Raw genomic sequence first — 26,902 nt, 5'->3', positions numbered from 1 at the left:
TCTGCAATTACGCAACACCATGGAAACAACCCGGTGGCAGAATCGGCGCATGTTCCTCACTCCCGCTGATAAGGACAAACTGCTGCTCAGTGTTGCCGGCATGGTGGCACGGGACCGCCGTGGACGCGGCGTCCGGCTCAACTACCCCGAAGCCGTGGCCCTGCTTTCCTGCTGGGTGATCGAGCGGGCGCGCGAGGGCGGCCTGGTTGCCGACCTGATGAGTGAGGGACGCTCGGTCCTACGCCGCGACGAGGTTATGGAAGGGGTGCCGGAAATGATCCCGGACCTGCAGATTGAAGCCACTTTCCCGGACGGCCGGAAGCTGGTCACCATTACGGATCCGATCTCATGAACCTGGTTCCCGGGGAAATCCGCACGGCGGCCGGAGACCTGGAGATCAATGCCGGAAGGGAGACCCGCAGCCTGGTGGTGACCAATGACGGCGACCGTCCGGTCCAGATCGGTTCCCACTTTCATTTCGCGGACGTGAATTCGGCCCTGCGATTCGATAGGGGTGCGGCCGTCGGCTTCCGGCTGGGCGTCCCGGCGGGTACGGCCGTCCGCTTTGAGCCCGGCGCCTCACGCGAGGTCAGCCTTGTCCGCCTGGCGGGCACAGGCACGGTCCCCGGCCTTCAGCTACGGGGTAACCCCGCGCAGGAAGGGGCCTGAGCATGCGGATCAGCAGGCACGAATATGCCCACCTGTACGGCCCCACCACCGGAGACTCCATCCGGCTGGGCGATACCGATCTATGGATCAGCCCGGAACAGGATTACACCTTCGGCGGTGACGAATCCGTGTTCGGCGGCGGCAAGAACATCCGCGAGTCCATGGCCCAGTCCACCCGGACCTCAGCCGAGGGCGCCCCTGACCTGGTGATCACCAACGTCGTCATCGTGGACCACTGGGGCATTGTCCGCGCCGACGTCGGTGTCCGGAACGGCCGGATAGCCGGCATTGGGAAGTCGGGCAACCCGGACATCATGGACGGCGTTGATCCGGCGCTGGTCATCGGCCCCGGGACGGAGATCATTTCCGGCGAGCGCCGCATCCTCACCGCCGGGGGAATCGACACCCACGTCCATCTGCTCGGCACGGAGGCCCTGCGGGAGGCCCTGGCCTCGGGCATCACTACCGTGGGCGGCGGCGGTACCGGGCCGGCCGAGGGCTCCAAGGCCACCACCGTGACCCCGGGGGCCTGGAACCTGCAGGTGATGCACCGGGCGCTGGACCATCTGCCGCTGAACTTCCTGCTCTACGGCAAGGGCAACACGGTCAGCCAGGCAGCCCTTGAAGAGCAGGCCCTGGCCGGCGCCGCAGGCTATAAGGTCCATGAAGACTGGGGTTCCACGCCGGCCGCCATCGACGCCGCTCTGACCGCCGCCGACCGGTGGGGCGTCCAGGTGGCGCTGCACGCGGATTCGCTGAACGAGGCCGGCTATGTGCAGAACACGCTGGAGGCGATCAACGGCCGCGGCATCCATGTGTTCCATGCCGAGGGTGCCGGCGGCGGCCATGCCCCGGACATCATCACCGTGGCTGCGGCCGCGAACGTGCTGCCGGCATCAACCAACCCAACCCTCCCGTTCACGGTCAACACCGTGGCGGAACATCTGGACATGCTGATGGTCTGCCACCATCTGAACCCGCGTATCCCCGAGGATCTGGCATTTGCCGAGTCACGCATCCGTGCCAACACCATGATGGCGGAAGACGTGCTCCAGGATCTGGGCGCCATGTCCATCACTTCTTCCGATGCCCAGGCAATGGGACGGATCGGCGAAACAATTACCCGCACGTGGCAGGTGGCCCACGTAATGAAGGACTACATGGGCGCCACGTCATCGCAGCTGCCGGCCGACAATGAGCGGGTACGCCGCTATATTGCCAAATACACCATCTGCCCGGCAGTGGCGCACGGCATCGACCATGAGGTCGGGTCCGTCGAGACGGGCAAGATGGCGGACCTCGTGCTGTGGGACCCTGCGTTCTTCGGCATCCGTCCAACATTGGTGATCAAGGGCGGAGCCATAGTCGCCGGCCAGATGGGCGATCCCAATGCCACCCTGCCCACGCCCCAGCCCGTGTGGATGCGGGAAGCGCTGGCGGGAACGGCGTCGTCCGCTCCGCACCTGTCCACGACCTTTGTGGCGCCCGCCGCGCTCGATGACGGATTGGCGGACCGCCTGGGACTGACCCGCACGCTGACCGCTATCCGCTCCACCCGGGAGGTCACCAAGGCGTCGCTGCCGAACAATACGGCGCTGCCCGATATCCAGGTGAACCCGGAAACCTTCCTGGTCAGCATCGACGGGCAGGTCATCGAACCGGCCCCCGCGTCCGAGCTGCCCCTGACCCAGCGCTACTCGCTGTTCTAGGGGGAACAATGCTGCTAGCTCCCGACGCCGGCGTTGCCGCTTTCCTGCTGGCCGATTCCCGGCTGCCCTCCGGTGCGTACTCCCATTCGGCCGGGCTGGAGCCGGCAGTCATCGCGGGCCTGGACGTAGACGGCGTGTATCCCTACCTACTGGCCCGGCTGCACACAGTGGTCCGGGTGGAAACCGCCGCCGCGGTGCTGGCGCACCGGTCCGCCTGCGGCGCAGCGGGCGTCGGCTTTGCGCAGATCGAAGCTGCCCTTGATGCGCGGACGCCGTCCGCTGCGCAGCGGGAGGCCTCACGCCGCCTGGGCCGGGGAATGCTGCGCCTGGCCGGGAAGCTGAAACCGGACTCACCCGCCGTCGTCGAGCTGCAGCGGACCGTCCCACGCCCCACCCGGCCGGTGGCCCTGGGCGTCACTGCCGCCGCACTCGGCGTCGGCGAGCTGCAGCTTGCCCGGCTCTGCTGCTACGACGATGCGCAGTCTGTGGTGGCCGCCGCCCTGAAGCTGTTGCCGATCGATCCGATGGATGCCACCGCCTGGATCCTGGACGCCGCCGAAGAGATAGACGCCGTCGCCGTGGAATCACTGCTGGTTGGCGGCCTCGATGACATTCCTGCCCTTAGTGCTCCGTTGATGGAGCACTGGGCCGAAGACCACACCACTAGAACAAGGAGACTGTTCGTTGCCTGACAATCTGTCACCCGTCCCTGCCCTGTCCACCCGTTCGCTGCGCCTGGGAGTTGCCGGTCCGGTGGGTACCGGCAAGAGCTCGCTGATTGCCACCATCTGCCGGGCCATGGCCGGTGAACTGCAGATAGGCGTCATCACCAATGACATCTACACCGATGAGGATGCCCGCTTCCTCCGCTCCGCGGGCGTGCTCCCGGAGGAGCGGATCCGCGCGGTGGAAACCGGTGCGTGCCCGCACACGGCCATCCGTGACGACGTAACCACCAACCTGCTCGCCGTCGAGGATCTGGAGGCGGACTTCGCCCCGCTGGACCTGGTGCTGGTTGAAAGCGGCGGAGACAACCTCACGGCCACTTTCTCCCCTGCGTTGGTGGACGCGCAGATCTTTGTCCTGGATGTAGCCGGGGGCGGCGATGTGGCCCGGAAGGGCGGCCCCGGTATCGCCCGTGCCGATCTCCTGGTGATCAACAAGATCGATCTGGCCCCGTACGTGGAGGTGGACGTGGAGCAGATGGTGGCTGACGCCGTCGAGGCCCGGGAGGGCGGACCGGTGCTGGCCCTGTCCCGCAAGCAGCAGGACACCGTGGAGGAACTCTGCGCCTGGGTCCGGGAGCTGGTGGTCCGCCACCGCTCCGGGCAGCACACCCCGCAGGACCCCGGACCCATGGCGCCGCATTTCCATGCCGACGAGGACGGCGGCTACATCCACACGCACGAGGATGAAGACACTGTCCGCCACCAGCACTGAGCCGGGGCCTGCTTCGACCCGGGCAGACGCAGCACAATCCCGGCCGCGGCCCGCCCGCATCGCAGTGGAACGCTCCGGCGGCGGTGCACGCTTCGCACTTCTGGACCAGGGCCACTATCTGGCTCCCCGTCCGGTTGCCGGCGGGTCGGTTCCGGGTGCGCTGCATCTGCGGGTGGCTTTGATCGGGATCCATATGATGCTGCTCGGCGGGGACGATGTGCGCATCGAGATCGCGGTGGGCGCGGGCATCACCCTGGAGGTGATCGAACCGGCCGGAATGGTGGCCTACGACGCCGAGGGCCGGCCGTCGAGCTGGACCCTGGATGCGGTACTGGGCGAGGGCGCGGTGCTGATCTGGGAGGGTGCCCCGTTTGTGGCTGCCGCCGGGTCCAATGTGCTGCGCGAAACCCGGGTGCAGCTGGGTACTGACGCCCGGGTGCTGCTCCGCGAAACCCTCGTCCTTGGCCGCTCCGGTGAGGAGGCCGGTCCGCTGCGCAGCAGGACCCGGCTGACCGGACCGGCCGGAGACTACCTCTACGAGGACCTTGACCTGCACGGACCGCGGCACCGCGCGGTCGGCGTCCTGGGCGCCTCAAAAGTGCTGGCCAGTGCGACGGCGGCGGGCTGGCGTCCGCAGTCCCTGTCCCCGGACGGCGCCGGGCCGGGTGGCGGCAGTGCACGGCGCCTGGATTTAGCGGCGGAGGGAGCAGTGATCCGGGCGCTTGCGGGTACGGCACATGAAGCCGCACGGGAAACCGATCCCGTCTACCGGTCCTGGAAGGAGCAACTCATCGGACAGACGCGAACTGGCACAATCTGAGTATGTTTACGGATCGGCACCCCCTCCGGCAGGTTCGGGAGCACCCCTTGGAACCTCTGGACCGGCAGACGTGGCCTGCAACCCTGCCTCCTGTGGCCCAGTTACTCGATGCCGGTCTTGACCTTGGCCCCGCCACGGTCTTCGTGGGTGAAAACGGTTCCGGCAAGTCCACGCTGATCGAATCGGTGGCACTGGCTTTTGGCCTCTCCCCTGAAGGCGGTTCCACCGGCGCCCGCCACACCACCCGCAGCACCGAATCGGAGCTCAGCAGCCACCTTCAGCTGGTGCGTAATCCCGGCGCGACGAAGCGGGGCTACTTCCTGCGGGCCGAGACGATGCACGGATTCTTCACCTACCTGGAGCAGAACCCTTCCTCGGCCCGCCTGGATGTGGAGTTCCATTCCCTCTCGCACGGGGAATCCTTCCTGGCCCTGGCGGAGGACAGATTCCGGGGGCCGGGACTATGGGTGCTGGATGAACCCGAATCCGCTTTGTCCTTCTCCGGCTGCCTGGCACTGTTGGGCGTCCTCAAGGATCTGCTTGCCGACGGCAGGTCGCAGGTCCTGCTTTCCACCCACTCGCCGCTCCTCGCAGCGCTTCCCGGTGCCCGGATCCTCGAGCTGGGTCCGTGGGGATTCCGGGAGCGTCAGTGGGACGAACTGGATCTGGTCAGCAACTGGAGAAGTTTCCTCAACGGTCCGGAACGCTACCTGCGCCGACTGTAGCGCGTAGGAGGGCACCGAGGACTCAGGTGTTTCCACTGCCGGAATCAGGCCCCCTCAGAAGCACTCGACCGATCCCCCGAGACCTGCCAAAACGCGTAGGCGATTCCCCAGGCGCCAACAAACAGCCCCACCACAGCTAAACCGAAATACTCCAGGTCCAGGTTCCCCAGCCACGCGACCGGCCCCGATTCCAGCGCCAGCGTCTCGGTGAACAGTCCGGAAAGCACCACAGCGCCGACGCCGAAGGCAGCCAGCACCGAAACGGCTGTAATGACCAGGTTGTAGAACAGTTTCCGTTTTGGAGAGTCGAAGGCCCACCGGTACACCCGGCTCATGAGGATCCCGTCCAGCGAATCGAAAAGCACCATGCCCGCCGTGAACAGCAGCGGCAGCACCATCACCGCCTGCCATGGCAGGACGACGACGGCGCCGCCAGCCACCACAAACAGGCCGATGGTGGTGGCGGTGTCCAGCCCGAGCCCGAACAGGAAGCCGAGTGGATACAGCTTCCAGGCCTTATCCACGCGGCGTGCCACCGGGGCCAGCATCCGGGCAACCAATCCGCGCTGATCCAGCGTCCGCTCCAGCTCGACGTCGTTGTATCTCCCGGTCCGCAGTTTCCGGTACGCCCGGACAATGCCGTGCAGGGCCAGCAGGTTGATGGCCCCGATTGCCAGCAGGAAGGTCCCGGAAACTGCCGGCCCCCACAGCCCGGAAAACTGTCGAAGCACCGAGGCATCGTCGGTGAGCTGCCCGGCGACCGCGTTCACTCCGGCGGCCAGCAGTCCGACGGCCAGCAGCACCACCGTGGAATGGCCCAGGGCGAACCAGAACCCGGTTGAAACCGGCGGGTTGCCACCGCCCGCCAGTTTCCGGCTCGTGTTATCAATCGCCGCGATGTGGTCCGCATCGAACGCATGCCGCACGCCCAGCAGGTAGGCGGTCAGGGCAAGTCCGACGCCGAACCCTGACCCGGCGGCGGTGGTGTATCCGTGCGGTGCGACAGCCAGAAGGAAACCGCCCCACCCCAGCAGGTGCAGCGCGAGGACGGCGAGCCCCATCCACACCAGTGTCCGGCGGCGGCGGGGGTCCTGCGGGGCGGCTGGACCAGACAGGGCAATGGGACGGGACGGTGCAGTCATGGGCCGATCGTAGGGAACGTAGATTTCCGCGACGTAACAGCACTGGATACCAAGGGAGTGGAACAGGCCCTCGCCGACGCCGTCCGCTACGCAGACATGCCGTAACGGCGCACGTAGAACGACAGCAGGAGCTCCCCCGCCGCGGCGGAGAGCTCCTGCTGTTTTGCAGCCGGGGACGCTACGGAATCAGCACCAGGCGGATCGGGTTGCCTTCCTTGGCGTCGAGTGCCTTGACCGCCCGCTCGGCGTCGGCCAGCGGGATGCGCGCACTGACGGACTTGGCGAAATCGAGCCGGCCCAGCCGGGCCAGGGACACCAGCTGCGGCACGTGGTGCGCGTCCGAGCCGTAATGGCCGCGGATCTGCTTGCGTGCGTAGGAGAAACCGGTGCTGTCATTGATGGTCATCGGCTTGCCGGACAGACCCACGAGCACGAGGCGTCCGCTCCGGCCCAGGCAGTTGATGGCCTGGGTCCGAACGGCGTCAACACCGGCGAAGTCCAGGGCGACGTCGAGCCCCTGGCCGGCGGTGGCGGCCTTCATCGCCTCCGAGAAGTCCTCCGCCATCGGATCAAGCGCCAGATCGGCACCGAATTCCAGAGCACGCTCCCGGGCCTCGGGGATGGGATCAACGGCAATGATGGGCGCGGCACCAATCAGGCGCAGCAGCTGGACACCGTGGGCACCGAGCCCGCCGATGCCCCAGACGCCCACTGCTTCACCGGCGCGCACTTCAGCAGTGGAGGCAATGGCAGCCCAAGGAGTGGACACGGCGTCCGGAATGATGGAGGCCTGGTCGAAGGGGATGTCATCCCCCAGCGGCACCAGCACACCGGCGGGAACCACGAGGTACTCGGCCCAGCCGCCGTCGAAATCAACACCCATGGTCAGCGTGACGCCGTTGTGTTCGTACCCGGCCTGCACCACCACCCGGTCTCCGGGAGCAACGGAGGTGACTCCTGTTCCGGGAAGGTCCACGGTGCCGGCCACCTCGTGGCCGAGGGTGACCTCGTTGCCCTCGAGGAACTGCGGACGCAGCATGCCCTGGATCAGGTGGACGTCTGACAGGCACACGCCCGCAGCTCCGACCTTGATACGGACAAAGCCCGGACCGGGATCGGGAATCGGAACTTCCTTCATGGCGAACGTGCCGGTCTCAACGTTGAGCCGTCCTGCAATCATGGTGCCGTTAGACATGGAAACCCTCTTCTGAACTTAGAACTGCGGCGGCAGACGCGGCCGCAGCTCTCATTATCTGCCCGTGCCGCCGGTGCACAAAAAGGCGGCAACCGGAACCGGCTGCCGCCCTCCTGCCCGCAGAAGAACCGTTCAGGCCTGCAGGATCACCTTGAGCGCGTTCGTTTCGGCGGCCCGGGAGAAGGTGTCATACGCCGTGAGGATGTCGGCCAGCGAATAGCGGTGGCTGATGAACTCCTCGGCCGGCAGCTTCCCCTCGGCAATCAGCTTCAGGAGCATGGACAGGGTATTCGTGTTGACCAGGCCCATGCTGATGTTGATGTTCTCGATCCACAGCCGGTCCAGTTCCAGGCTCACGGGCGTCCCGTGCACCCCCACGTTGGCCACGTTGCCGCCGGGCCGGACGATACTGGTGCACATCTCGAACGTGGCAGGGATGCCCACGGCCTCCACCGCGACGTCCACGCCCCAGCCATCCGTCAGGTCCATGATCTGTTCGCGCCAGTTCTTATCCCCGGAGTTCACTCCGTGGGTGGCACCGAATTTTCGGGCCTGCTCCACCCGGTTGGCGTCCAGGTCCACGGCGATGATTTTCGCGGCACCGTACAGTCCCGAGGTCGCAATCACGGCCAGCCCCACGGGGCCTGCGCCGATCACTGCGACGACGTCGCCCGGCTGGACCTGCCCGTACTGCACACCCATTTCAAACCCGGTGGGGAAGATGTCGCTGAGCAGGACACCATGCTCCTGGGAGACGTTTTCCGGCAGCCGATACATGGACGTGTCCGCGTAGGGAACACGGACGTACTCGGCCTGTGTCCCGTCGATCAGGTGTCCGAAGATCCACCCGATGCCGGACTGCCCTTCCTCTCCGGTGCAGTGCGAATAGAGCCCATCCTTGCAGAAACTGCAGGAGCCGTCGGCCGAGACGCAGGACAAAATAACCTTGTCTCCGGTCTTGAAGGCGTTCACCCCGGACCCCGTCTCCGTCACGGTGCCGACACCCTCATGCCCGAGGATCCTGCCCGGTGTAACTGCCGGAACGTCGCCCTTGAGGATATGCAGGTCGGTACCGCAGATGGTGGTGGTGTCTATCTTGACGATGGCGTCGCGCGGGTCCCGAATCTGCGGATCGGGAACATCCTTCCATGACTTTTGGCCGGGACCTTCGTAAACGAGTGCTTTCATGGTGTCCTCGCCTGCTCGTCCGACTTACGTACAGGCCCCTGATGCGCCTGCTTTCGGGAGCTTCCCGGAACGTGCCTGTTTCAGAGCGGCCGCCGTCGGATGCCTTCCAGCCTAGGTCCCGCCCTCCGTGCTTCGGAAGAAGCCGGCGGCTATCTTCCGTCCACGTAGAGCCATTGGCCCCGCTCGCGGACAAAGCTGCTATTTTCCTGCTGCACATCGCGCCGGCCGTCCACCCGGTAGTGGGCACGGAATTCCACGGTGCCCGTGCGCTCCAGCGGGCCGCCGCCGGAGGTGGAGAGGATATCCAGGCGCCGCCACTCAATCTCCGGGTCCAGCTCCAGATGGGCGGGGCGGTGGTCCGGGTGCCACGTGGCCAACAGGTAGGGCACGTTGCCGGTGGCGAAGGCGCTGTACCGTGAGCGCATCAGGGCCTCTGCAGTGGGCGCCGCGGCCGCTCCTGAATGGAAGCGGCCACAGCAGTTTCCATAGGTTTCACCGCTTAGGCATGGACACTGGCTGTCATCGCTGGGGGCGGCGGACGGGACAGGCGTAGAAGTACTCATTGCTCCAGTATCCCGCGCCGGGATGAGGCTACGGGTCGTTGGTATCCTGCAGCCGTTCCAGGTTCTGCCCGATCTCCCCCGGGATGACACCACCATGCGGCAACGCCCCCGCGCGCCCAAGCATCAGGATCACAGCTGCCGCCAGCAAGGCCATCACCAGGACAGCAAGCAGGGCACGCCCGGCAAGGGACTGCCTTGGCCTCGCGAGCACCTGTACCCGCGACGTCGGCTCCGGTGCCGGAACCGGCACCGTCCCCACTGTCGGCGGGACACTCGGCGGGGATGTCATCGGTCCGGACAGGACCGGCAGGTCCGGCAGGTCAGGCAGGTTAGACGGCGGGGGAACCGAGGGCAGCGGGGCCGATGGGTGGAGCCCCAGGGACTGCCTGTCTGCGGTTCCCGGGTCTGTCGCCGGAACGACTGCGGCGCCCCCTCCGGCTGATCCCGCTGCTCCGGCGGCGTCGCCGTCCAGTGCAGGTGCGGGGCCGGCCTCCGCTGTTGCCGGTCCGCTCCAGGGGTCCCACCCCGGTTCTGCAGGAGCAACCCCGTCCGCGGGAGCGCCCTGCCGGTCCGGGGCATCCGGCCCCGAGGCCAGCTGCGGGACTCGTCCCGGCTGCAGGATCCCTTCCGCCCAGCGGTAGTCCAGCAGGGCCGCGGAAACTTCAGCCGCCGTCGGCCGCAGATCCGGGTCCCTGCTCGTCATCGCGGAAAGCAGTCCGCGCCAGTGGCTTTCGAGGGAGGCGGGGATCTCGGGGTCCCGGCTGAGGCGGGCGACGGCCGCTTCAATCGCGCTCCCGTTGAACTCCACCCTGCCGGTGACGGATTCGAGCAGCACCAGCCCAAGGGAGTAGATATCGCTTGCTGCCTCGGCCCCCAGTCCGGAAGCCTGCTCCGGGCTGAGGTAGTTGGCGGTGCCCAGGGTGGCACCGGCTGCCGTGATCCGGGCACCGTCCAGGATCCGGGCAATACCGAAATCCGTCAGCTTGGCACGCGGCGAGGTCCCCGCGACGGCCGGCGGCAGCAGGATGTTCGCCGGCTTCACGTCCCGGTGAACCACGCCCCTGTCATGGATGTACGCCAGGGCTCCGGCCAGTTCAGCGCCGATGAAGGGGACATCCATCGGCAGGACCGCGCCTTCGCGCAGGCGCTTGCGAAGATCCGGGGCATCCACCAGTTCCATCACCAGATAGGTCCGCGGTTCACCCTCGTTGCCGGCATCGGCGTCGTCCTTGCCCGCGTCGAACAAGGTGACCAGGCCGGGATGCGAGAGTGAGGCGAGGAGGCGCATCTCGTTTTCCTGCCGCCCAATGTCATCCGGAGCAACGGCACTGGACCGGAAGAGCTTAACCGCAATGTCGCGGCCGAGCGCTTCATCCCGACCCCGATAGACCGTGGCCATGCCACCGCGTCCAATTGGTTCGATGAGTCGGTATCGGCCTGCAATGAGCCTGTCCTGGCCACCCGTTGCGCTGGTTTCCATCCTGCAACCTTCTCTCGCCCCCTATAGCGTAGCGGAGCAGAATCGCTGCGTAGATGGCCCGTAACGACTTTTCTTTTACTCTGTTTTACCCCTCGTGGAAGCCCGTCCGCTGCGCTAAACTAGGCCGCCCGCATCGGCGGACTGCGCACGGTTACGGGACCTGTTAGGCGTGGCTACAACGCGCCGGCAATGTTGGTCCAGAGCTGCTGGACGCCCAGGGCTATGAACAGCAGCGCCGTGAATCCGAGGGCAATGTTGGTATGCAGTTTGTTGGCCCACGCCTTGGGGATGCGGCGGCCATTGAGCAGCCCGAGCAGGGTCAGCGCGAGGAAGGGCATAAACAGGGAGCCCAGCACTCCGTAGACCAGGATGAGTCCAATGGGCTGGCCGAGCTGGAAGAGGATCATCGGCGGGAAGGTCAGCCAGATGAGGTAGAAGCGGAAATACTTGCCGCCGATGCGGGTGTCGGGGTGGCCTGATTCCTTGCCGCGGATGTTCCCCCAGAAATCGGCGAACATCAGCGAAACGCCGTTCCATACCCCGATGATCGAGGAAAAGGACGCTGCCCAGAACCCGATCAGGAATCCGGTGCCGACCACATCTCCGTACTCCGCTTTCAACACATCGTAGAGATCCAGCAGCCCCTCATCGCCGCTGGAGAGGGACACTCCTGCCGAACGGACCACCTCGGCACCGACAATGAGCATCGCCACCACGAAGATGCCCGTCATCACGTACGCCATGGAATTGTCGATCCGCATGACCCGCATCCATTTGGGGGTGTACCAGCCCTTTTCGCGCAGCCAATAGCCATAGGCAGCCAGGGTGATGGTTCCACCCACACCGCCGGCCAGCGCCAGTGTGTAGAACACTCCGCCCTCGGGGATCATCGGAATCAAGCCGGTGAACATTGCCGGAATGTTCGGCACGGCAATCACCGCAAGCCCCACCACCGTCACGAACATCAGGCCCACCAGCACAGCGGTGATTTTCTCGAAGGTGGCATACCTGCCGAACCAGACCATCACAAAACCGGCAAGTCCCATCAGGACCGCCCAGGCCGTGAGCGGCAGGACCGGGAACACGGCGGCGAGCGGCAAGGCTGCGGAGGACATAGCGGTGGCTCCGTAGATGAAGCCCCAGATCATGATGTATGGGCCGAAATACCAGGTGGTCCATTTCCCCAGGGACCGCCAGCCCTCGAAGATCGTCAGGCCGGTGGCAAGGGTGAAGCGGCCGGCCCCTTCCACCAGGACGATCTTCAGGATCACGCCAAGGATCACGGCCCAGAGCAATCCGTAGCCGTACCGGGATCCTGCCACGAGTGTCGCCACCATATCGGCGGCGCCGACGCCTGTGGCAGCGACCACCAGCCCGGGGCCAATGACTTTCCATTTGGCGGGGGTGCCGCCGTCGTCATCCACTGCGTCCGCGTGGTTCAGGGGCCTCTGGGGAGGGGTGTCAGCAGCCATGCCTTTGTTCCTAACCTTTGGGGGTGGGGGGCACGATACCGCTCTATTGTGCGTTGTGTCACCCCATCCCAAGGTCACCTTTAGTAGCTCTAGAGCACATCCTTGGGCAGGCGGTGGATGGTCACGGCCCCCACTGCGTTGAAGGGGTGCAGGGGGTCTGGATCGGCGGAGCCGGTGGGACCGCCGAGCTGTGAGTGCCCGACGGCGCTCATCACCGCATACGCGTCCCCCCGGTCCCAGCCGTTGCCGGTCACCAGAAAATCGAACATGTCCTCGTACCCGCGGGTGATGCTCTCCTGCACCGGATCCCCGAGCCCGACGAAGATCCATTCCTCAGCGGTCTCGACACGGGGCGCCCGAAGGGTCATGCCCTTCACGACATCCACGCTGACCACCGCTGTGCCTTCGGCCTCGATAGCGACGAAGGAGGATTCGCCTTCGGCCATGATGGCGTGAATATCGCCGATGGACAGGTAGGCGCCTTCTACCATGACCGGAAGGTAGACCGTGGATCCCGCCCGGCATTGGACGAGATCCATGTTGCCGCCCTGCGGCGTGGACGGCATGATTGTGGAATTGCTGCCCGAGGCCGGGGCTGTGCCGATACACCCGATCATCGGCTGCGGAGCGAAGGTGTGCCGGCCCGTGACGTGGACGCCCGCTTCGTCGATGGGGATGCGGCGGGTGAACATGTCCTTGCCCATAACTTGCTGGAGTGCGCCGGATCCGGGCAGACTGACGGACCACCCGCGGTCCTTGAGCCGGATCTCGTGGATAGTAACTGCCAGGGCATCGCCCGGTTGGGCACCTTCAACATAGACCGGACCGGTGACCGGATTGATGCCCACCGTCAGTTTGTCCATATCGCGGAATTCGTGTAGCTGTGCGTAGACCTCGTCACTGGTTTCAAAACCGATGGTCTCCCCCGTCCCCGGGGTTATTTTCAACGCGGGGGTTTCATCCGGCGAGAAGCTGAACTTGCCGTGGCTCTTGTCCAGAAAGTGATCCATCGTGCTAGGCCTTTCGCTCGTCTGCGAGACCGACCGGGGCGGCGTCCTCTGCGGACAGTTCGGTCTTGCGCCCGGTGGCGCGGTAGTAAAGGAAGACGCAGGCTCCGATGGCAAGCCACACGAGGCCGCCTACCTTCGCCTCCGTGTTGGCATTGAACAGGACGTAGCCGATGATCAGGAATCCGGTCACCGGAACGGCCAGGTGAAGCAGGTAGTTCCGGGACTTCCGGCGCACAACGTAAAGCGCGATAACGGACAGGTGCAGCAGCATGAATCCGAACAGCGCTCCGAAATTCACCAGAGATGAGATGAGGTCGATCTGGCCCACAAAGAACAGGACCAGGACGGCGGAGATGCCGGACACCAGCAGGATGGCGTTTTGCGGCACCCGGCGACCGTTGATCCGGTTGAGGAATGCCGGCAGCTGCCGGTCCCGGCTCATCGAGTACAGCAGTCGGGAAGTGGCGGCCTGCGCCGCCATGGCGTTGGCGATACCTACGGCCACTACGTTGACCGCGAAGAAGGCCGTTGCCCAGCCGCTGCTGGAGGCTGCTTCCACCACGGTGAAGAAGGCGTTGCCCACCTCATCGTCGCTGAAGGAGTCCCGGCCGCCCGCCAGTGCGCTGGCCAGCCAGGTCTGCAGGATGAAGCAGGAAGCGACAATGATCAGGGCACCCACCATGGCTTTGCCGGCGGAGCTGCGGCCACCGGTCGATTCCTCGCTCATGGTGGAGATTCCGTCGAACCCGAGGAAACTCAGGACGGCAATGGACAACGCGGAGGCGATCAGCGGACCGGACACCTTCTCCGGGTCCCACAGGGGTTCCATGGTCAGTTCGGCGCCCGGAACCGTGCCGTTATTCAATGCCGTGACGGCGATGACAACGAAGATGACGATGAAGGCCAGCTCCACCGCAAGGAACACGCGGTTCATGATCTTGATCGAGCTGACCCCAGACAGATTGATGACCGTATTGATGGCTACAAAGATGAGGGCCCACAGCCAGCGCGGCGTCCCCGGGAAGATACCGACCATGGACTCGGCAGCGAAAACGTAGAGCAGCGTGGGTACCAGCAGGTAATCCAGCAGGATGGCCCAGCCGGCAAAGAACCCGACATTGGGATGGATGCCGCGCCCAACGTATGAGAACACCGATCCGGCGAGCGGGATGGACTTGGCCATTTGCCCATATGCCAGGGCGGTGAAGATCATCGCAATCAGCCCGATGAGGTACACCAGCGGCACCATGCCCTCGGAGGCGTTGTAGACCGTACCGAAGATGGCCCAGGGCGCGATGGGCAGCATAAAGATCAAACCGTAAATCAGCAGATCGGCAGTCGAGACCGAACGTCGTAGTTCCTGTTTATAGCCCAGGGATTCCAGCTCCTGCTGGGCGTCCCGCTCTGCGGAGCCGGCGGTTCGATTCATGGCTTTGCACTTTCGTTCAGGGGAGGTGGCTACTGCCGGGGCACTCACCGAGACGGCCCGCGCCAATCCCGGCGAAAGCCATCATGGTCGAGGAAAGGTCTCGAAACAAGACCAATAACGTCATTACAATGTTTATTACGTGCCGCTTCCGGGGACAGTGATGCGGCGGAACCAGGAGGACGGCAATGAGCGGCAGCGTCGGCGGCCTAGACACCCCGCTCGAACCGTCGACGCGTGTTGACGACATAGCGGACCGCCTCATCACCGCAATAGCCGTTGGCGAGTATCTGCCCGGCTCCAGGCTTCCCTCCGAACGGGACCTCGCGTCGTCATTGCAGGTGGGACGGATGACCGTCCGCGCCGCAATTTCCCGTCTAGCCGGGCAAGGCCTCCTGCGGACCCAGCGGGGACGGGGCGGTGGTTCTTTTGTGAATGAACTGCCAGCCTCCGCGGTCTCCACTTCCCGCCCGGCGGTCCACCGCGTACTGGGAAGCCGCTGGGAGGTATTGAAGGACACCTCCGAAGCCATAGCCCACCTGCAGGGTGCCGTATGCCGTGCGGCCGCAGAGAACCGTACAACACATGACACGGCCGTGTTGGAACAGAGCCTTGAGGCTTTCCGCCGTGCCGCCTCGGGACTGGAGTCACAGCACGCCGACGAACAGCTCCACCTCGCCATCTGCGCCGCGGCACACAACCTGACACTCTCGACACTGCTGCTGGATCTCGAGGCACGGGTCAGCATATCGGCACCCCGGCATCCCTGGGGAGATGCCGAAGGGATGCGCCAAATGGAGCAGCGCGCCCTGGTCGATCACGAGAAGCTCGTGTTCGCCATCATCGGCCGGCGGCCCGCTGAAGCGGGTGATCTTGGTCGCATGCATGCCCGTATTGATTTGGAGCTATTGGAAGATGCTCTTCGCCGCTCCGGTCTGGAAATCAGCGCTTTAAATGAGCAGGCAAAACAAAAGCAGGACGGGAATTAATCCCGTCCTGCTTCTGATTCAGGCCGGCCCGTGAAACGGACCTAATGTCTTATTAGACAGCCTGGATGTTTACCGCCTGCGGACCCTTGGGGCCCTGCTCGGTGTCGAAAGTGACCTTCTGGTTCTCTTCGAGAGACCGGTAGCCACTGGAGTTGATAGCGGAGTAGTGGGCGAAAACATCAGCGCTGCCGTCGTCGGGCTCGATGAATCCGAAGCCCTTTTCAGCGTTGAACCATTTCACGGTACCTGTTGCCATTTTTAATCATCCTTCTGAACGAAACCTGCCCCGACCTTCGGGGAGTTTCACGCTGCCGTGCCTTCCGTGCAAAATACAGAAAAAGCGGCTGGCCCTAGATCTGGGTTTCGCCGCTTGAACGTACAAATTGCACAACACTGCAACAACCAAAAGTATACCGCGACATCGGTGGAGAGTCACCCCTCCGCCAGCCCCTAGGCTTGAAGTATGGACTCCCCGATCGAGAACTACCTGCGCAGGATCCACGCCGAGATAGCCGGTCTGAAAGACGGCACCCCGTACCGCGGCATACCGGCCATGGCCAACGTCAACCCGGATTGTTTCGGGATAGCCCTGGCCACCGCTGACGGCTTCGTCTACGAGGTTGGGGATACGCGGGAGGAGTTCAGCATCCAGTCCATCTCCAAGCCCTTCACCTATGCCCTGGCCCTCGCTGATCTCGGCATGGAGGCGGTGGACGAGAAGGTGGACGTTGAACCGTCCGGGGATTCCTTCAATGAGATCTCCCTGGCCGAAGGTACGGGCCGCCCGGCCAATGCCATGATCAACGCCGGCGCCCTGACCGCCACCTCCCTGGTCAAAGGGTCCGGCGGCCGGTCCCGCTTCAAGCGCATCCTGGATACCTATTCGGCCTTCGCCGGCCGCGACCTCGACGTGAGCCAGCGGATCTACGCCTCCGAGCTGCGCTCCGGCCACCGCAACACCGCCCTGGGCTACCTGCTGCGGTCCTTCGGGATCATCGAGTCCGATCCCGCCCCGATCATCAAGGACTACTTCCGGCAGTGCTCGGTGATGGTCAATGCCCGGGACCTGGCCCTGATGGCCGCCACCCTGGCCAACAGCGGCCGGCATCCCCTCTCCGGGGAAGAGGTCCTGGACCTCGCCTCGGTGGAGCGCGTCCTTTCCGTGATGACCACCTGCGGCATGTACGACGACGCCGGGTCGTGGATCAGCAGCGTGGGCATGCCCGCGAAGTCCGGAGTGGCCGGCGGCATCCTCGCCGTCCTGCCCGGACAGGTGGGCCTGGCGGTCTACTCCCCTCCCCTGGACGCGCACGGCAACAGCGTGCGCGGCGTGGCTGTCAGCCAGCGGCTCTCGCATGACCTCGGCCTCCATTTTGTCCGGGCTGCACGGACCGGCCGCTCGGCCATCCGCGCCATCTACGACATCACCACAACCCCGTCCGGGATCCGGCGCACCGATGAGGCTGCGGAAATCCTCGCCGAGCACGGCCACCGCGTCCAGATGATCGAACTCAACGGCGACCTCCTCTTCGCCGGAGCCGAGTCCATGGTGCGGGCGCTCACGGAACTGCCCGACGACGTCGAACTCGTGGTTGCCGATCTGCGCAGCGTGGACGAAGTGTCCGAGGTCGCCATCCGGCTTATTGCCGAAGCAGAAGACATGCTCCGCCGTGCCGGACGGGAACTGGCCCTGGTGGATATCGAGGGTTCGGTCACGACTGCCCTGCAGGAACTGGGCCGGGAGACGGCATCCTTTTCCATGCGTTCCGCAGCCATCGAGTGGTGCGAGAACAGGCTGCTGGAAGGGTACGGCACCGAGCTTGTCCTGCCGGACAGCATCGACCCCGCCGACTCCCCCGCCCTCAGCCCGCTTGATCCGGAAGAAGCACAGCTGCTGCAGAAAATGATGGAGGACCGGACCTACGACGACGGCGACGTGGTGCGGCGCGTGGGCCAGCGGTTCGGCGGCGTCTTCTTCATCGTGTCCGGGCACATCACCACGTCCATGCCCGGTCCGGACGGCAGCAGGGTCAAGCTGGCCACGCTGGGTCCGGGCATGACCTTCGGCGAAATGGCCATGGGCGAGGACAAGCGCCAGGAAACCACCGTGAAGGCGGCGGGGCCGGTCAAGGTCAAGGTGCTGACGGCGGACTCCATCGACGAGCTGGCCGAACGGGACCCGGTGCTGAGCATGAACCTGTGGAAGGCCCTGACCCAGGACGCGTACAGCAGGGTGGAGCAGTACCTGCGCGAGGCAGCCGTCCGGATTCACGACTGAGCGCTGCGGGGTGCTCGTTACCCGTGCCGTGGCTCGGGTTTCCCCGCTCCGGGGTCCGGGTTTCCCCGCTCCGGTGCCCGGGTGCTCGGGCTCCCGCTCCGGTGCCCGGGTTTCCCCGCTCCGGTGCCCGGAACGGCGGCAACGAAATCCCTCGCTCGCAGAGCTCGCAGGAATATTAAAGCCGCCTAACCCGGGCGCCTGCACGGGGACTGCGCACCGCACCTTCCGTGCCCGGGCGCCTGCGCGGGGACTGCCAACCGTGCGTTCCAGCCGGGCACCCGCATCGGGGACTGCGCACCGCATCTTCCCTGCCCGCACACGATGGCACACGTTGGTCTGACCGGGGTCTTCCGGTGCCCCGGATTCCCTTCGGTTTGTCCGATTCCCTGCGGTTTGTGGCAATCCCTGCGCAGCGCGGAGCGGGGATTGTCACAAACTGAAGGGTTTTACCCAAACTGCAGGGAAACACCGGAGGTTTACCGGGACCGACAGAGCGCGGGAGGCGGGAGGCGGCCTGATACTGGGCACATGCCACGCCCTGGCACCGGGGACGGCACCGGGGGCCGATGGGACAGCCCGTCATAGGCCGGCGGGTACACGGGGTAGAACATCCGGGTTAAACACAAGAGCAGGACGGGAGATCCCGTCCTGCTCTATGTAGTATCGGCGCTAGGCCGTTACAAAGTCTCTAAAGAATTAGAGGGCCTGGATGTTCGAGGCCTGCGGGCCCTTGGGGCCCTGCTCGGTGTCGAAGCTAACCTTCTGGTTCTCGTCCAGCGACTTGTAGCCGTTGGAGTTGATCGCGGAGTAGTGAGCGAAGACGTCGGCGCTGCCGTCGTCGGGCTCAATGAAGCCGAAGCCCTTTTCGGAGTTGAACCATTTCACGGTACCTGTAGCCATTTTTTTAATTCCTTCTGCATTCGAAACACATCCCGACTTTCGGGAGGTTTCAGTCGCGGTGTTCCTTTACCGCTTCTACAGAAAAAGCAGCTAGACCAATTGGGTTTCGCCACTTGAAATACAAAATGCGCAACACAACAACTGCGTTTCAGCCTACACGAGGTTTGCCCGCATGCCTAATCCACTCCCCCGGCACCCCGTTTGCCCGGCCTGGCCCTTGGTGCAGCCTGCCTCCATCCCAGCTGAACGGCTGCCCTACTCCGGCAGCACCAGGTCCCGCGGAATCCGTGACGTGTTGGGCACCCGGCGCAGCAGCACAGGGTCTATGCGCTGGCCTCGGCGCAGGACGCTGACGTCGCCGGTGGGCTCCAGGATGGCCGCAGCCACTTCGGACAGGTTCCGGATCCCGGACTGCCGCAGTTTGAAGTACAGCTCATCCTCTAGGATGCGGGCCTTGCGCAGTCCCTCGTCCAGGACCTCGCTTCCGGCCATCAGGAGGATCGGCGAGCTCGTGAGGTAGGCCCCGCTCTTGGAGCGGCGGAGGTAGCCCTCCAACCCCAGCATCGCGAACATAGTGGCCAGCGCGATAATGCCTGCCGCGAGCGTGGGTGTGTAGCCGAGGACCACGCGGCCAAGCACGGACCCCAGGGCAATCACGATGGCTCGGTCGAAGGTGGACCAGCTGGCCAGTGCGCGTTGCCCGAACCCGCGGACCAGCAGGAAGAAGGCGGCGTAAATGCCGATGGCGCTGAGGACAACCCAGAGCGCTTCAGAGGGGGTGATGCCGAGGTTGTGCCACACGGTGCATCTCCTTAGGCTTCCGGTGCAGGAACTGCCGGGACTACCGAAGATGCTAGTGGCCGCGGCCCGCCGGCTACAGGGCCCGGATCTATCCGGGCGCCGAAGCCCGGTCAGGAAAAGCCCGGGCTCAGGCGAAGACCGACGTCCCCGTGTGGGCGGCCGCCATCTCCCGCTGCGCCGCCGTCAGGCGCTGCAGGGCACCCGTCGCGCCGTCAACGAAGGCGAGGGTGGTCTCCGCGCGGACGCAGTCCTGCCCGGTCACGGGGTCATGGATAACGTAGGCCAGCGTGAGGCTGGCGCCTTTGACCGCGCTGATCCAGACGTCGACGTCGGCCGGAATGTTCCGGTACGTCAGTTCCGCTACGTACCGGACGCGGTGTTCCACGACGAGGGACTGGGTACCGGGCGGAACATCGGTGAACAACGGGACAGCAGGCTGCTGCCCCGACCCTCCCGTTCCGCCGGGAGGGCCGAAGGCATGCACGCGTGCTTCCTCGAGCATGCGGACTATCTCAACGTTGTTGATATGCCCGTAGGCATCCATATCCCCCCAGCGCATGCCGACGGAACAATGGATGACGTGGGGGTTAGGGCTCATCCTTCATATCTAGCACAGCAGCCGCAGGCCGCCGTGAACGAAGGTCCGGTTCAGGAGTGGACTGGCAGCGCGGCATCCGCGAGCAGCTGGAAGGAGCGGAGCCGTGATTCCAGCGTGGCGGTCTGCGTTGCGACGATCAGCTCATCGGCCTGCGCATGGCCGGTGAACCAGTCGAGGTAGTCCCGGACTTCCCCGGGGTTGCCAACGGCCGAGTAGCGGCCCATCTGCTTGACCTGCTGTCCGCCCGGCGACTGAAGGATGGCATCCGCCTCTTCGTCGGTGAAGGTCCGGTCCCGGCCGAAGAGCTGGGTCACGCGGCGGCGCTGCGAATCGGCAAACATCTGCTGGGCCTCTTCGGTGGTCTCGGCAGCCACAACGTTTACGCCGGCAATCACGTACGGCTCGGCCAGCTGGGCCGACGGCTTGAAGTCGCGGCGGTAGATGGTGACGGCGTCCTGCAGCGCCTGCGGGGCGAAATGCGAGGCAAAGGAGTACGGCAGGCCCAGGGCAGCGGCAAGCTTGGCGCCGAAGAGGGAGGAGCCCAGGATGTACAGCGGCACGTTGGTGCCGGCACCCGGCGTCGCATGGATGCCGGGAATCAGGGTATTTCCGCTCAGGTAGCCCTGCAGCTCCTGGACGTCCTGCGGGAAGCTGTCCGAGGACATGTGGTCCCGGCGCAGCGCATGCAGGGTCTTCTGGTCAGTGCCGGGGGCACGGCCGAGGCCAAGGTCAATGCGGCCCGGGAAAAGCGTTTCGAGGGTGCCGAACTGCTCCGCAATGGTCAGCGGGGCGTGGTTGGGCAGCATGACTCCGCCTGCTCCGAGCCGGATGCTCCGGGTGTGTGCGGCAATGTAGCCGATCAGGACACTGGTGGCGGAGGAAGCGATGGTGGGCATGTTGTGGTGCTCGGCGTACCAGATACGGGTGTAACCCAGCTTTTCCGCTTCCTGGGCCAGCGCCAGCGAAGAAGCAAAGGAATCACGTGCGGTCTCGCCCTCATCGATGATGGCGAGATCGAGAATCGAGAGCGGAACAGTCATAGGGGGACTTGCCTTTCAGTTGCTTGCGCGCGGGCTTTTTTGCCCGGGCACGCTATTTGCAACCGCGGCACGGCCCGGGTTATTTCATCAGGAGGCCGCCTGGGGCGACGGCTGGGTCACTCCGGCGGAACCGGATAGTTTGGAGAGTGTGAGCATCCATATCGGAACATCGGGCTGGGCCTATAACCACTGGCGCAACGTGCTGTACCCCAAGGGGGTGCCGGCGAGGGTGTGGCTGGAAAAGTATGCGAGCGAATTCGACACCGTGGAGTTCAACGGCAGTTTTTACCGCTGGCCCCGCGAGGAGGCGTTTGCCGCCTACCGGGACCGACTCCCGGAAGGGTACGTTTTTTCGGTCAAGGCTCCCCGCGGACTCACTCACGGGCGGAAGCTGCGCGATCCGGATGAGTGGATCGGCCGGATCGAGCGCTGTTTCACCGCGCTGGGAGACCGCAGCGGCGTGTTCCTGCTTCAGCTTTCCCCGGACATGGAGCGCGACGACGACCGCCTGGATTACCTCCTGGCGAAGCTCCCGGACACCATCAGGGTGGCGGTGGAGTTCCGCCACGACAGCTGGAACAACGAAGAAGTCTTTCGGCTGCTGGAGCGGCACGGCGCCGCCTACACCGTGATGAGCGGAGCGCATCTGCCGTGCACCCTGCGGGCCACCGCCGGGTTTGTGTATGTCCGCCTGCACGGACCGAACCCGGAGCAGCTCTACGTCGATTCCTACACCGAGGAAGACCTGCAATGGTGGGCGGCCCGGATCCGCGAGTGGGAGTCGGCGGGCAGGGACGTCTACGCCTACTTCAACAATGACCTCGAGGGGCACGCGGTCCGCAATGCCCGCCGGCTGCGCGAACTGGTGGGACAGGCCCGCTAGATCCCCAGGGAGTCCAGCGTTCCCTGCAGGGTTTCGGCCGAGGCCATCAGCTTCCCGGCTTCGGCCTCGTCCAAGGGCATTTCGAGCATCTTGTAGACGCCGTTGTGGCCCACGATGGACGGAAGGGAGAGCGCCACGCCGCTGATCCCGTACTCCCCGTCCAGCATTGCCGCGACGGGAAGGACCGCGTTTTCGGCATTGAGCACCGCCTCGATGATCCGCACTCCGGCCAGCCCGATCGCATAGTTCGTTGCCCCCTTGCCCTCGATCACCTTGTAGGCGGCGTTGACCACGTCGTCCGTCGCGGCGGCAAGGAACTCATCGGTAAAAACCTGCCGGCCGCTGATTTCCCATTCCCGGATGGGCACCGGCCCGATGGTTGCGTTGGACCAGACGGGGAACTCCGTGTCGCCGTGTTCCCCGATGATGGTGGCGTGCACGCTGGTCATCAGTACGTGCGCTTCGCGGGCCAGCAGCAGCCGCAGCCGGGAGGTATCCAGGACCGTGCCGGAGGAGAACATCCGGTTGCGCGGCAGGCCGCCGATCTTCTGGGCGGCTACGGCGAGCACATCGGCCGGGTTGGTGACCATGATGTAGACGGCATCCGGGGCCTGCTCCATGAGCTGCGGCATCAGCGTCTCCAGGATGCGCACGTTGGCGCCCGCAAGGTCCAGCCGGCTCTGGCCCGGCTGCTGGCGGGCTCCGGCGGTGATGACTATGACGTCGGAGCCGGCCAGGGCCTCGATATGGCCTCCGCCGGTGACCGTGTTGGCACCGGTGAACTGGGTGCCGTGCGCCAGGTCCAGCCCTTCGGCCTCGGCCCGTGCGGCGTCGATGTCGTAAATCGCGATCTCGCGGGCAGTGTCCCTGATGATCGCCGCGTAAGCCATTGAAGTGCCAACGCTTCCGGCTCCCACGATTCCAAGTTTCGTGACGGGTCGGGTGGTGATATTGGCCATCGTGAAGCCTCGCTCACAGTAGGAGGAATCCCCTCTTGCACTATAGGCGGGCACCTTGCCGAACGGAACGGCCCCGCAGGCTGCTGCGGTCTCCGGGCGGCGCTTCAGCCCCGGGAGGTGCCGAACCGGCTGAGGTAGCCGGCGCGGGACTGCTGGACGTGCGCTTCCATCAGCTGAGCTGCCGTCCCCGCAGTTCCGGCGTCGATGGCGGCCATGACCTGCCGGTGTTCGCCCCAGGAGTCCTTGCCCCGGTGATCCACATCCGTGGCGTAGAGCCACTCGATCTTGCCCGAAAGCTGCCGCAGGAGCGCAGTCAGTGACCGGCTCTGAGCCAGCGCCGCGACGCCCAGGTGGAACCGCACGTTCAAATCGGGCAGCAGGTCAAGGAGGCCGTCGGCCACTGCGGTATCGCCGGCGTCGAGAATCCGGGCCACTTCGCGCCGTGTGCCCCACCATTTGTCGTCCGGCACGTCCGCGGCGAACTGCCGCGCGGCACGCTCCGCTGCCCGGCGTGCCGTGGCCGCTTCCACGACGGCACGCACCGCAAAGAGGTCGTCGGCTTCGTCCACGGGGATCTGCGAAACAGTTGATCCCGCGTAGGGCCGCGACTCCACGAACCCCTCGGCCTCCAAGGCCCGCAGCGCTTCCCGCACGGGCACCCGGGAAATCCCGTAGGTTCCGGCAAGGGATGCCTCGGTGATACGCGTTCCCGGCGGAATCCGGCCGAAGATGATGTCCCGCCGGATGCTGTCCTGAATGCCCGGGGTGCCGTCAGCGCCCGGCTGCATACCCCTGCGCTCCCCGCGGATTCGCTGCTGCCTGCAGCAGGCCCGAGTCCGGTTCCCGCACCACCGAAGACAGCCGTCCCAAAGCCCAGTCCCCGGCCCGTGTCACCGCATGCCCCCGGGCTTCCAGATCCGCAATCACGTCCTCCCCCAGCCGGTCTTCCACCACCGCGCCGCCCGGCGTCCAGGTCCGCGGCCAGAACGAACCGGGAATGGACGTGGTGTGCAGGGCAGGAGCATCAATGGCCTGCTGCGGGGTGTAGCCGCCCACGATGGTGCGCAGCAGGTAGAGCAGCTGCCATTGGTCCTGCTGGTCCCCGCCGGGCGAGCCCAGGGCCACCACCGGCCTGCCGTCCTTCAGGACCAGCGTGGGCGTCAGCGTGGTGCGGGGCCGTTTGCCCGGTGCCAGCGTGGATGGAGCACCTTCCTCCAGCCAGGTCATCTGCAGCCGGGAGCCCAGGCAAAAGCCCAACTCCGGAATGGTGGGCGAGGACTGCAGCCAGCCTCCCGAGGGGGTGGCCGAGACCATGTTGCCCCACCGGTCCACAACGTCGATGTGGCAGGTGTCCCCCCGGGTCTCGCCGGTGGCCATCACCGTGGGCTCGCCGACGCCGGCAAATCCGCCGGTGCCCCCGGCCCCGGCCAGGGCGGGCGGCAGGTATTCGGTGCGCAGCGGCGGAACAAACGGCGTTCGGCCGGGTACCGTGCCGGGACGGAACTCCAGGGAAGCGCGGTCGGCGATCAGGGCCCGGCGCCCGGCGGCGTAGTCCTCGCTGAGCAGGTAGTCCAGGGGAACCTGCGAGTCGCCGTAGTACGCCTCCCGGTCCGCGATCGCCAGCTTCTGGGCCTCCAGGATGGTGTGTGCGCCCAGCGCAGTGGAAGGGTCCAGCCGCTCATCGTCGAACCCGGCGAGGATGGCCAGGGTCTGCAGCAGCGCCGGGCCCTGCCCCCAGGCCCCGGTCTTGGCGATGGTGTAGCCGCGGAAGTCGAACGTGACGGCCGGTTCGAACCCTGCCTCAAACGCCGCGAAGTCCGCCGCGGTGATGACGCCGGCATGGTCCGTGCCCGAGGAGTGGCGGTGCGGTACGGCCGCGAAATCAGCCGCAGCGCGAGCCACGAAACCCTCGCGCCATTCGCGCCGGGCGGCGTCGATCCGTTCGGTCCGGCTTCCCGCGCCGGAGCCGGCCTCGATCAGGCGGTCCAGCACCTTTGCATAGGCCTCGTTGCGGATGATCTCGCCCTCACGCGGAGCCCGGCCTTCGGGCATCCACTGCGCGGCCGACGTCGGCCAGTGCTCGGTGAACAGCTCTGCCACGGACTCGATGGTGCTCCCGACCCTGGCCAGGACCGGATGGCCGTTGCGGGCATAATCCACAGCGAAGGCCAGCACGTCAGCCGGTTCCCAGGTGCCGTGGTCGCGCAGCAGCAACAGCCAGGCGTCGACGGCGGCGGGAACGGCTGCGGCCAGCGCGCCGGCGCCCGGCACCAGTTCCAGGCCCTCGGCGAGGTAGTGCTCCCGGGTGGCTGCGGCGGGGGCCGGCCCCTGGCCCATCAGGACCACCGGTTCGGAAGGGTTTTCCGCCGTCGCGAACACGCCGGTCATGTCCCCGCCCGGACCGTTCAGGTGAGGCTCCACGACATGCAGGACGAAACCGCCCGCGACAGCGGCATCAAACGCGTTTCCGCCGCGCTCCAGGACGGCCTGGGCTGAAGCCGTGGCCAACCAGTGCGTCGACGCGCTCATCCCGAAGGTGCCCTGCAGAGTGGGCCGGGTGGTGAAAGGATCCGGGGCGGTATAGGTCATGGGGCAGCTTTCGGCCGGGAACGGGTTTAGGAGAATCCTTGCACCAACTCGGCGGATTTTGAATACAATCGGACATTCCGCCACGGGTTCGTATACGCACCGACGGCTGCCTAAGGAGATCTTTCACCAGTGAAACGACTAAACGCCGTACCCACCGACCGGCTGCATTTGTGGCTGATGCTGGCTCTGACCTTCTCCACGGGGGTGGTCGACGCCGTCGGCTACCTGGGTCTGGACCGGGTGTTCACCGGAAACATGACGGGCAACGTGGTGCTGCTGGGCATGGCCTTTGCCGGCGGAGCCAACCTGCCGATCCTGCGTCCGGTCCTGGCGCTGGTTTTCTTTATGCTGGGGGCTGCCCTCGCCGGGCGGATGCTGCGTAAGGGACCGGAGGGCTGGTCCTCGCGTACCTCCGTTTCGTTGATGGTGGTGGCCGGTTTCATTTCCGCGCTGGCCGTTTTTACGGCCGTGGCCGATGTCCAGGGCAGCGAGATCCTGGGCAGTACAACGACGTCGGTGCTCGCCGCGGCAATGGGCGTCCAGGCCGCAACCGCCAAGCGTTTGAAGGTTGCCGAGATTACGACTGTGGTGGTCACCTCCACCATCACGGGGCTTGCCTCGGATTCCCGGCTCGCCGGCGGGAACAGCCAGTACTGGGTCCGCCGGGCGGCGGCCATCGCCCTGATCCTGCTCGGCGCCGTTGCCGGAGCAGCTGCCCTGAATGTCGGACTCTGGCTGGGGCTGGCGCTTTCAGCCGTTATCTCCATTGCGGTGGCCGCCGCCGGTTATGTCCGCTTCCGCCGCGGGGCCGGGGCGGGGGGGGTGGGGGGGGGGGGCGCCACCCCCCCCGCCCCCACGAAACGTTTCCTGCCCGGTGTGTTTCCTGCCCGGTGTAAGGCCCTCAGATGCCTCCGGGGGTTACCTGCCGGATACGCCGCCGTACGCTTGAATGAACGCTTGTTCCAGTGCTTCCCCGGTTGAGCCGGTGTTCCGCCTTGGCAGGGAAGCTCCATCCGTTGAAGCCGT

27 protein-coding genes are annotated in these 26,902 nt (G+C 65.7%); 11 read left to right on the top strand and 16 right to left on the bottom strand.

The window, feature by feature from the left end; all coding sequences use genetic code 11:
• The first annotated feature begins 49 nt into the window (after positions 1-49).
• Genes LOC60_RS09460 through LOC60_RS09430 form a run of 7 tightly spaced genes read left to right on the top strand, consistent with a single transcriptional unit; the run spans position 50 to position 5,363 of the window.
• Positions 50-352 (top strand): urease subunit gamma, encoded by a 303-nt coding sequence (locus tag LOC60_RS09460; RefSeq protein ID WP_230024638.1) that lies wholly within the window; start codon positions 50-52, stop codon positions 350-352.
• Positions 349-669 (top strand): urease subunit beta, encoded by a 321-nt coding sequence (locus LOC60_RS09455; protein ID WP_331460796.1) that lies wholly within the window; start codon positions 349-351, stop codon positions 667-669. The genes LOC60_RS09460 and LOC60_RS09455 overlap by 4 nt, the downstream gene beginning before the upstream one ends.
• Positions 670-671: 2 nt before the next feature.
• Positions 672-2,378, top strand: coding sequence for an urease subunit alpha (locus LOC60_RS09450; protein WP_230024637.1), 1,707 nt, complete (start codon positions 672-674; stop codon positions 2,376-2,378).
• Between the two features lie 8 nt (positions 2,379-2,386).
• Entirely contained in the window at positions 2,387-3,070 is a 684-nt protein-coding gene (locus LOC60_RS09445) for an urease accessory protein UreF (RefSeq protein ID WP_230024636.1), read from the top strand.
• A complete protein-coding gene (gene ureG / locus LOC60_RS09440; protein ID WP_230024635.1) occupies positions 3,063-3,818 on the top strand; it encodes an urease accessory protein UreG in 756 nt (251 codons plus the stop codon). Before LOC60_RS09445 ends, ureG begins: the two co-directional genes overlap by 8 nt.
• Positions 3,790-4,638, top strand: coding sequence for an urease accessory protein UreD (locus tag LOC60_RS09435; RefSeq protein ID WP_230024633.1), 849 nt, complete (start codon positions 3,790-3,792; stop codon positions 4,636-4,638). Before ureG ends, LOC60_RS09435 begins: the two co-directional genes overlap by 29 nt.
• Before the next feature lie 2 nt (positions 4,639-4,640).
• Positions 4,641-5,363, top strand: coding sequence for an AAA family ATPase (locus LOC60_RS09430; RefSeq protein WP_230024632.1), 723 nt, complete (start codon positions 4,641-4,643; stop codon positions 5,361-5,363).
• Positions 5,364-5,407: 44 nt separating this feature from the next.
• Here the strand turns inward: LOC60_RS09430 and LOC60_RS09425 are convergent, their stop codons facing one another.
• The 8 genes from LOC60_RS09425 to LOC60_RS09390 form a co-directional block, all read right to left on the bottom strand.
• Positions 5,408-6,505, bottom strand: coding sequence for a HoxN/HupN/NixA family nickel/cobalt transporter (locus tag LOC60_RS09425; RefSeq protein WP_230024631.1), 1,098 nt, complete (start codon positions 6,503-6,505; stop codon positions 5,408-5,410).
• Between the two features lie 178 nt (positions 6,506-6,683).
• A complete protein-coding gene (locus LOC60_RS09420) occupies positions 6,684-7,700 on the bottom strand; it encodes a zinc-binding dehydrogenase (protein ID WP_230024630.1) in 1,017 nt (338 codons plus the stop codon).
• A gap of 132 nt (positions 7,701-7,832) precedes the next feature.
• Positions 7,833-8,888, bottom strand: a complete 1,056-nt coding sequence (locus LOC60_RS09415; RefSeq protein WP_230024629.1) for a zinc-dependent alcohol dehydrogenase family protein — start codon at positions 8,886-8,888, stop codon at positions 7,833-7,835.
• A 149-nt stretch (positions 8,889-9,037) separates the two neighbouring features.
• Complete coding sequence (locus LOC60_RS09410; protein WP_230024628.1) at positions 9,038-9,451, bottom strand: YchJ family protein; 414 nt, start codon at positions 9,449-9,451, stop codon at positions 9,038-9,040.
• A 28-nt stretch (positions 9,452-9,479) separates the two neighbouring features.
• Positions 9,480-10,931 carry a serine/threonine-protein kinase gene (locus LOC60_RS09405; RefSeq protein ID WP_269440178.1) on the bottom strand — a complete coding sequence of 484 codons (1,452 nt, stop codon included), beginning with the start codon at positions 10,929-10,931 and terminating at the stop codon, positions 9,480-9,482.
• A 173-nt stretch (positions 10,932-11,104) separates the two neighbouring features.
• Entirely contained in the window at positions 11,105-12,403 is a 1,299-nt protein-coding gene (locus LOC60_RS09400; protein WP_230024626.1) for an Nramp family divalent metal transporter, read from the bottom strand.
• Between the two features lie 89 nt (positions 12,404-12,492).
• A complete protein-coding gene (locus LOC60_RS09395; RefSeq protein WP_230024625.1) occupies positions 12,493-13,413 on the bottom strand; it encodes an acetamidase/formamidase family protein in 921 nt (306 codons plus the stop codon).
• A gap of 4 nt (positions 13,414-13,417) precedes the next feature.
• Positions 13,418-14,842 carry an APC family permease gene (locus LOC60_RS09390; protein WP_230024624.1) on the bottom strand — a complete coding sequence of 475 codons (1,425 nt, stop codon included), beginning with the start codon at positions 14,840-14,842 and terminating at the stop codon, positions 13,418-13,420.
• Between the two features lie 185 nt (positions 14,843-15,027).
• On the opposite strand from LOC60_RS09390, the gene LOC60_RS09385 reads away from it, so the two are divergent.
• The gene (locus LOC60_RS09385; protein WP_230024623.1) at positions 15,028-15,828 is read left to right on the top strand and encodes a FadR/GntR family transcriptional regulator; all 801 of its coding nucleotides are present in this window, start codon (positions 15,028-15,030) and stop codon (positions 15,826-15,828) included.
• A gap of 52 nt (positions 15,829-15,880) precedes the next feature.
• Here LOC60_RS09385 and LOC60_RS09380 read toward each other — a convergent pair whose 3' ends face one another.
• Complete coding sequence (locus LOC60_RS09380; protein ID WP_146362590.1) at positions 15,881-16,084, bottom strand: cold-shock protein; 204 nt, start codon at positions 16,082-16,084, stop codon at positions 15,881-15,883.
• 207 nt (positions 16,085-16,291) lie between these two features.
• Between LOC60_RS09380 and glsA the strand changes: the two genes are divergently transcribed.
• Positions 16,292-18,106, top strand: a complete 1,815-nt coding sequence (glsA, locus tag LOC60_RS09375; RefSeq protein WP_230024622.1) for a glutaminase A — start codon at positions 16,292-16,294, stop codon at positions 18,104-18,106.
• 696 nt (positions 18,107-18,802) lie between these two features.
• Here glsA and LOC60_RS09370 read toward each other — a convergent pair.
• From LOC60_RS09370 to LOC60_RS09355, 4 genes are all read right to left on the bottom strand, one after another.
• Positions 18,803-19,006 (bottom strand): cold-shock protein, encoded by a 204-nt coding sequence (locus LOC60_RS09370; RefSeq protein ID WP_146362594.1) that lies wholly within the window; start codon positions 19,004-19,006, stop codon positions 18,803-18,805.
• A gap of 255 nt (positions 19,007-19,261) precedes the next feature.
• A complete protein-coding gene (locus tag LOC60_RS16310; protein WP_230024621.1) occupies positions 19,262-19,807 on the bottom strand; it encodes a DUF421 domain-containing protein in 546 nt (181 codons plus the stop codon).
• 127 nt (positions 19,808-19,934) lie between these two features.
• Positions 19,935-20,405: an acyl-CoA thioesterase gene (locus LOC60_RS09360; RefSeq protein WP_230024620.1), complete on the bottom strand. Its 471-nt coding sequence runs from the start codon at positions 20,403-20,405 to the stop codon at positions 19,935-19,937.
• 50 nt (positions 20,406-20,455) lie between these two features.
• Positions 20,456-21,445 carry an LLM class flavin-dependent oxidoreductase gene (locus LOC60_RS09355; protein WP_230024619.1) on the bottom strand — a complete coding sequence of 330 codons (990 nt, stop codon included), beginning with the start codon at positions 21,443-21,445 and terminating at the stop codon, positions 20,456-20,458.
• Between the two features lie 148 nt (positions 21,446-21,593).
• On the opposite strand from LOC60_RS09355, the gene LOC60_RS09350 reads away from it, so the two are divergent.
• Complete coding sequence (locus LOC60_RS09350; protein WP_230024617.1) at positions 21,594-22,328, top strand: DUF72 domain-containing protein; 735 nt, start codon at positions 21,594-21,596, stop codon at positions 22,326-22,328.
• Here LOC60_RS09350 and LOC60_RS09345 read toward each other — a convergent pair.
• The 3 genes from LOC60_RS09345 to LOC60_RS09335 all read right to left on the bottom strand — a co-directional run bounded on the left by LOC60_RS09345 (position 22,325) and on the right by LOC60_RS09335 (position 25,876).
• The gene (locus LOC60_RS09345; protein ID WP_230024616.1) at positions 22,325-23,287 is read right to left on the bottom strand and encodes an L-lactate dehydrogenase; all 963 of its coding nucleotides are present in this window, start codon (positions 23,285-23,287) and stop codon (positions 22,325-22,327) included. The genes LOC60_RS09350 and LOC60_RS09345 overlap by 4 nt on opposite strands.
• Before the next feature lie 104 nt (positions 23,288-23,391).
• The gene (locus LOC60_RS09340) at positions 23,392-24,075 is read right to left on the bottom strand and encodes a GntR family transcriptional regulator (RefSeq protein ID WP_230024615.1); all 684 of its coding nucleotides are present in this window, start codon (positions 24,073-24,075) and stop codon (positions 23,392-23,394) included.
• Complete coding sequence (locus tag LOC60_RS09335) at positions 24,059-25,876, bottom strand: gamma-glutamyltransferase family protein (RefSeq protein ID WP_230024614.1); 1,818 nt, start codon at positions 25,874-25,876, stop codon at positions 24,059-24,061. The genes LOC60_RS09340 and LOC60_RS09335 overlap by 17 nt, the downstream gene beginning before the upstream one ends.
• A 129-nt stretch (positions 25,877-26,005) precedes the next feature.
• Here LOC60_RS09335 and LOC60_RS09330 point away from each other — a divergent pair, with 129 nt between their 5' ends.
• Positions 26,006-26,857 (top strand): YoaK family protein, encoded by an 852-nt coding sequence (locus LOC60_RS09330; protein WP_230024613.1) that lies wholly within the window; start codon positions 26,006-26,008, stop codon positions 26,855-26,857.
• The last annotated feature ends 45 nt before the right edge of the window (positions 26,858-26,902 follow it).

Source organism: Arthrobacter sp. zg-Y769 (assembly GCF_020907405.1).
Taxonomy (GTDB): domain Bacteria; phylum Actinomycetota; class Actinomycetes; order Actinomycetales; family Micrococcaceae; genus Arthrobacter_B.
The sequence above is the reverse complement of the archived record's forward strand: the minus strand, read 5'-3'. Positions and strand labels throughout refer to the sequence as shown.

Bases quoted from the DNA above. Each gene is read 5' to 3' on its own strand.
- LOC60_RS09460 (WP_230024638.1), top strand. From the start codon at position 50: ATGTTCCTCACTCCCGCTGATAAGGACAAACTGCTGCTCAGTGTTGCC.
- LOC60_RS09455 (WP_331460796.1), top strand. From the start codon at position 349: ATGAACCTGGTTCCCGGGGAAATCCGCACGGCGGCCGGAGACCTGGAG.
- LOC60_RS09450 (WP_230024637.1), top strand. From the start codon at position 672: ATGCGGATCAGCAGGCACGAATATGCCCACCTGTACGGCCCCACCACC.
- LOC60_RS09445 (WP_230024636.1), top strand. From the start codon at position 2,387: ATGCTGCTAGCTCCCGACGCCGGCGTTGCCGCTTTCCTGCTGGCCGAT.
- LOC60_RS09435 (WP_230024633.1), top strand. From the start codon at position 3,790: ATGAAGACACTGTCCGCCACCAGCACTGAGCCGGGGCCTGCTTCGACC.
- LOC60_RS09430 (WP_230024632.1), top strand. From the start codon at position 4,641: ATGTTTACGGATCGGCACCCCCTCCGGCAGGTTCGGGAGCACCCCTTG.
- LOC60_RS09425 (WP_230024631.1), bottom strand. From the start codon at position 6,505: ATGACTGCACCGTCCCGTCCCATTGCCCTGTCTGGTCCAGCCGCCCCG.
- LOC60_RS09420 (WP_230024630.1), bottom strand. From the start codon at position 7,700: ATGTCTAACGGCACCATGATTGCAGGACGGCTCAACGTTGAGACCGGC.
- LOC60_RS09415 (WP_230024629.1), bottom strand. From the start codon at position 8,888: ATGAAAGCACTCGTTTACGAAGGTCCCGGCCAAAAGTCATGGAAGGAT.
- LOC60_RS09410 (WP_230024628.1), bottom strand. From the start codon at position 9,451: ATGAGTACTTCTACGCCTGTCCCGTCCGCCGCCCCCAGCGATGACAGC.
- LOC60_RS09405 (WP_269440178.1), bottom strand. From the start codon at position 10,931: ATGGAAACCAGCGCAACGGGTGGCCAGGACAGGCTCATTGCAGGCCGA.
- LOC60_RS09400 (WP_230024626.1), bottom strand. From the start codon at position 12,403: ATGGCTGCTGACACCCCTCCCCAGAGGCCCCTGAACCACGCGGACGCA.
- LOC60_RS09395 (WP_230024625.1), bottom strand. From the start codon at position 13,413: ATGGATCACTTTCTGGACAAGAGCCACGGCAAGTTCAGCTTCTCGCCG.
- LOC60_RS09390 (WP_230024624.1), bottom strand. From the start codon at position 14,842: ATGAATCGAACCGCCGGCTCCGCAGAGCGGGACGCCCAGCAGGAGCTG.
- LOC60_RS09385 (WP_230024623.1), top strand. From the start codon at position 15,028: ATGAGCGGCAGCGTCGGCGGCCTAGACACCCCGCTCGAACCGTCGACG.
- LOC60_RS09380 (WP_146362590.1), bottom strand. From the start codon at position 16,084: ATGGCAACAGGTACCGTGAAATGGTTCAACGCTGAAAAGGGCTTCGGA.
- glsA (WP_230024622.1), top strand. From the start codon at position 16,292: ATGGACTCCCCGATCGAGAACTACCTGCGCAGGATCCACGCCGAGATA.
- LOC60_RS09370 (WP_146362594.1), bottom strand. From the start codon at position 19,006: ATGGCTACAGGTACCGTGAAATGGTTCAACTCCGAAAAGGGCTTCGGC.
- LOC60_RS09360 (WP_230024620.1), bottom strand. From the start codon at position 20,405: ATGAGCCCTAACCCCCACGTCATCCATTGTTCCGTCGGCATGCGCTGG.
- LOC60_RS09355 (WP_230024619.1), bottom strand. From the start codon at position 21,445: ATGACTGTTCCGCTCTCGATTCTCGATCTCGCCATCATCGATGAGGGC.
- LOC60_RS09345 (WP_230024616.1), bottom strand. From the start codon at position 23,287: ATGGCCAATATCACCACCCGACCCGTCACGAAACTTGGAATCGTGGGA.
- LOC60_RS09340 (WP_230024615.1), bottom strand. From the start codon at position 24,075: ATGCAGCCGGGCGCTGACGGCACCCCGGGCATTCAGGACAGCATCCGG.
- LOC60_RS09335 (WP_230024614.1), bottom strand. From the start codon at position 25,876: ATGACCTATACCGCCCCGGATCCTTTCACCACCCGGCCCACTCTGCAG.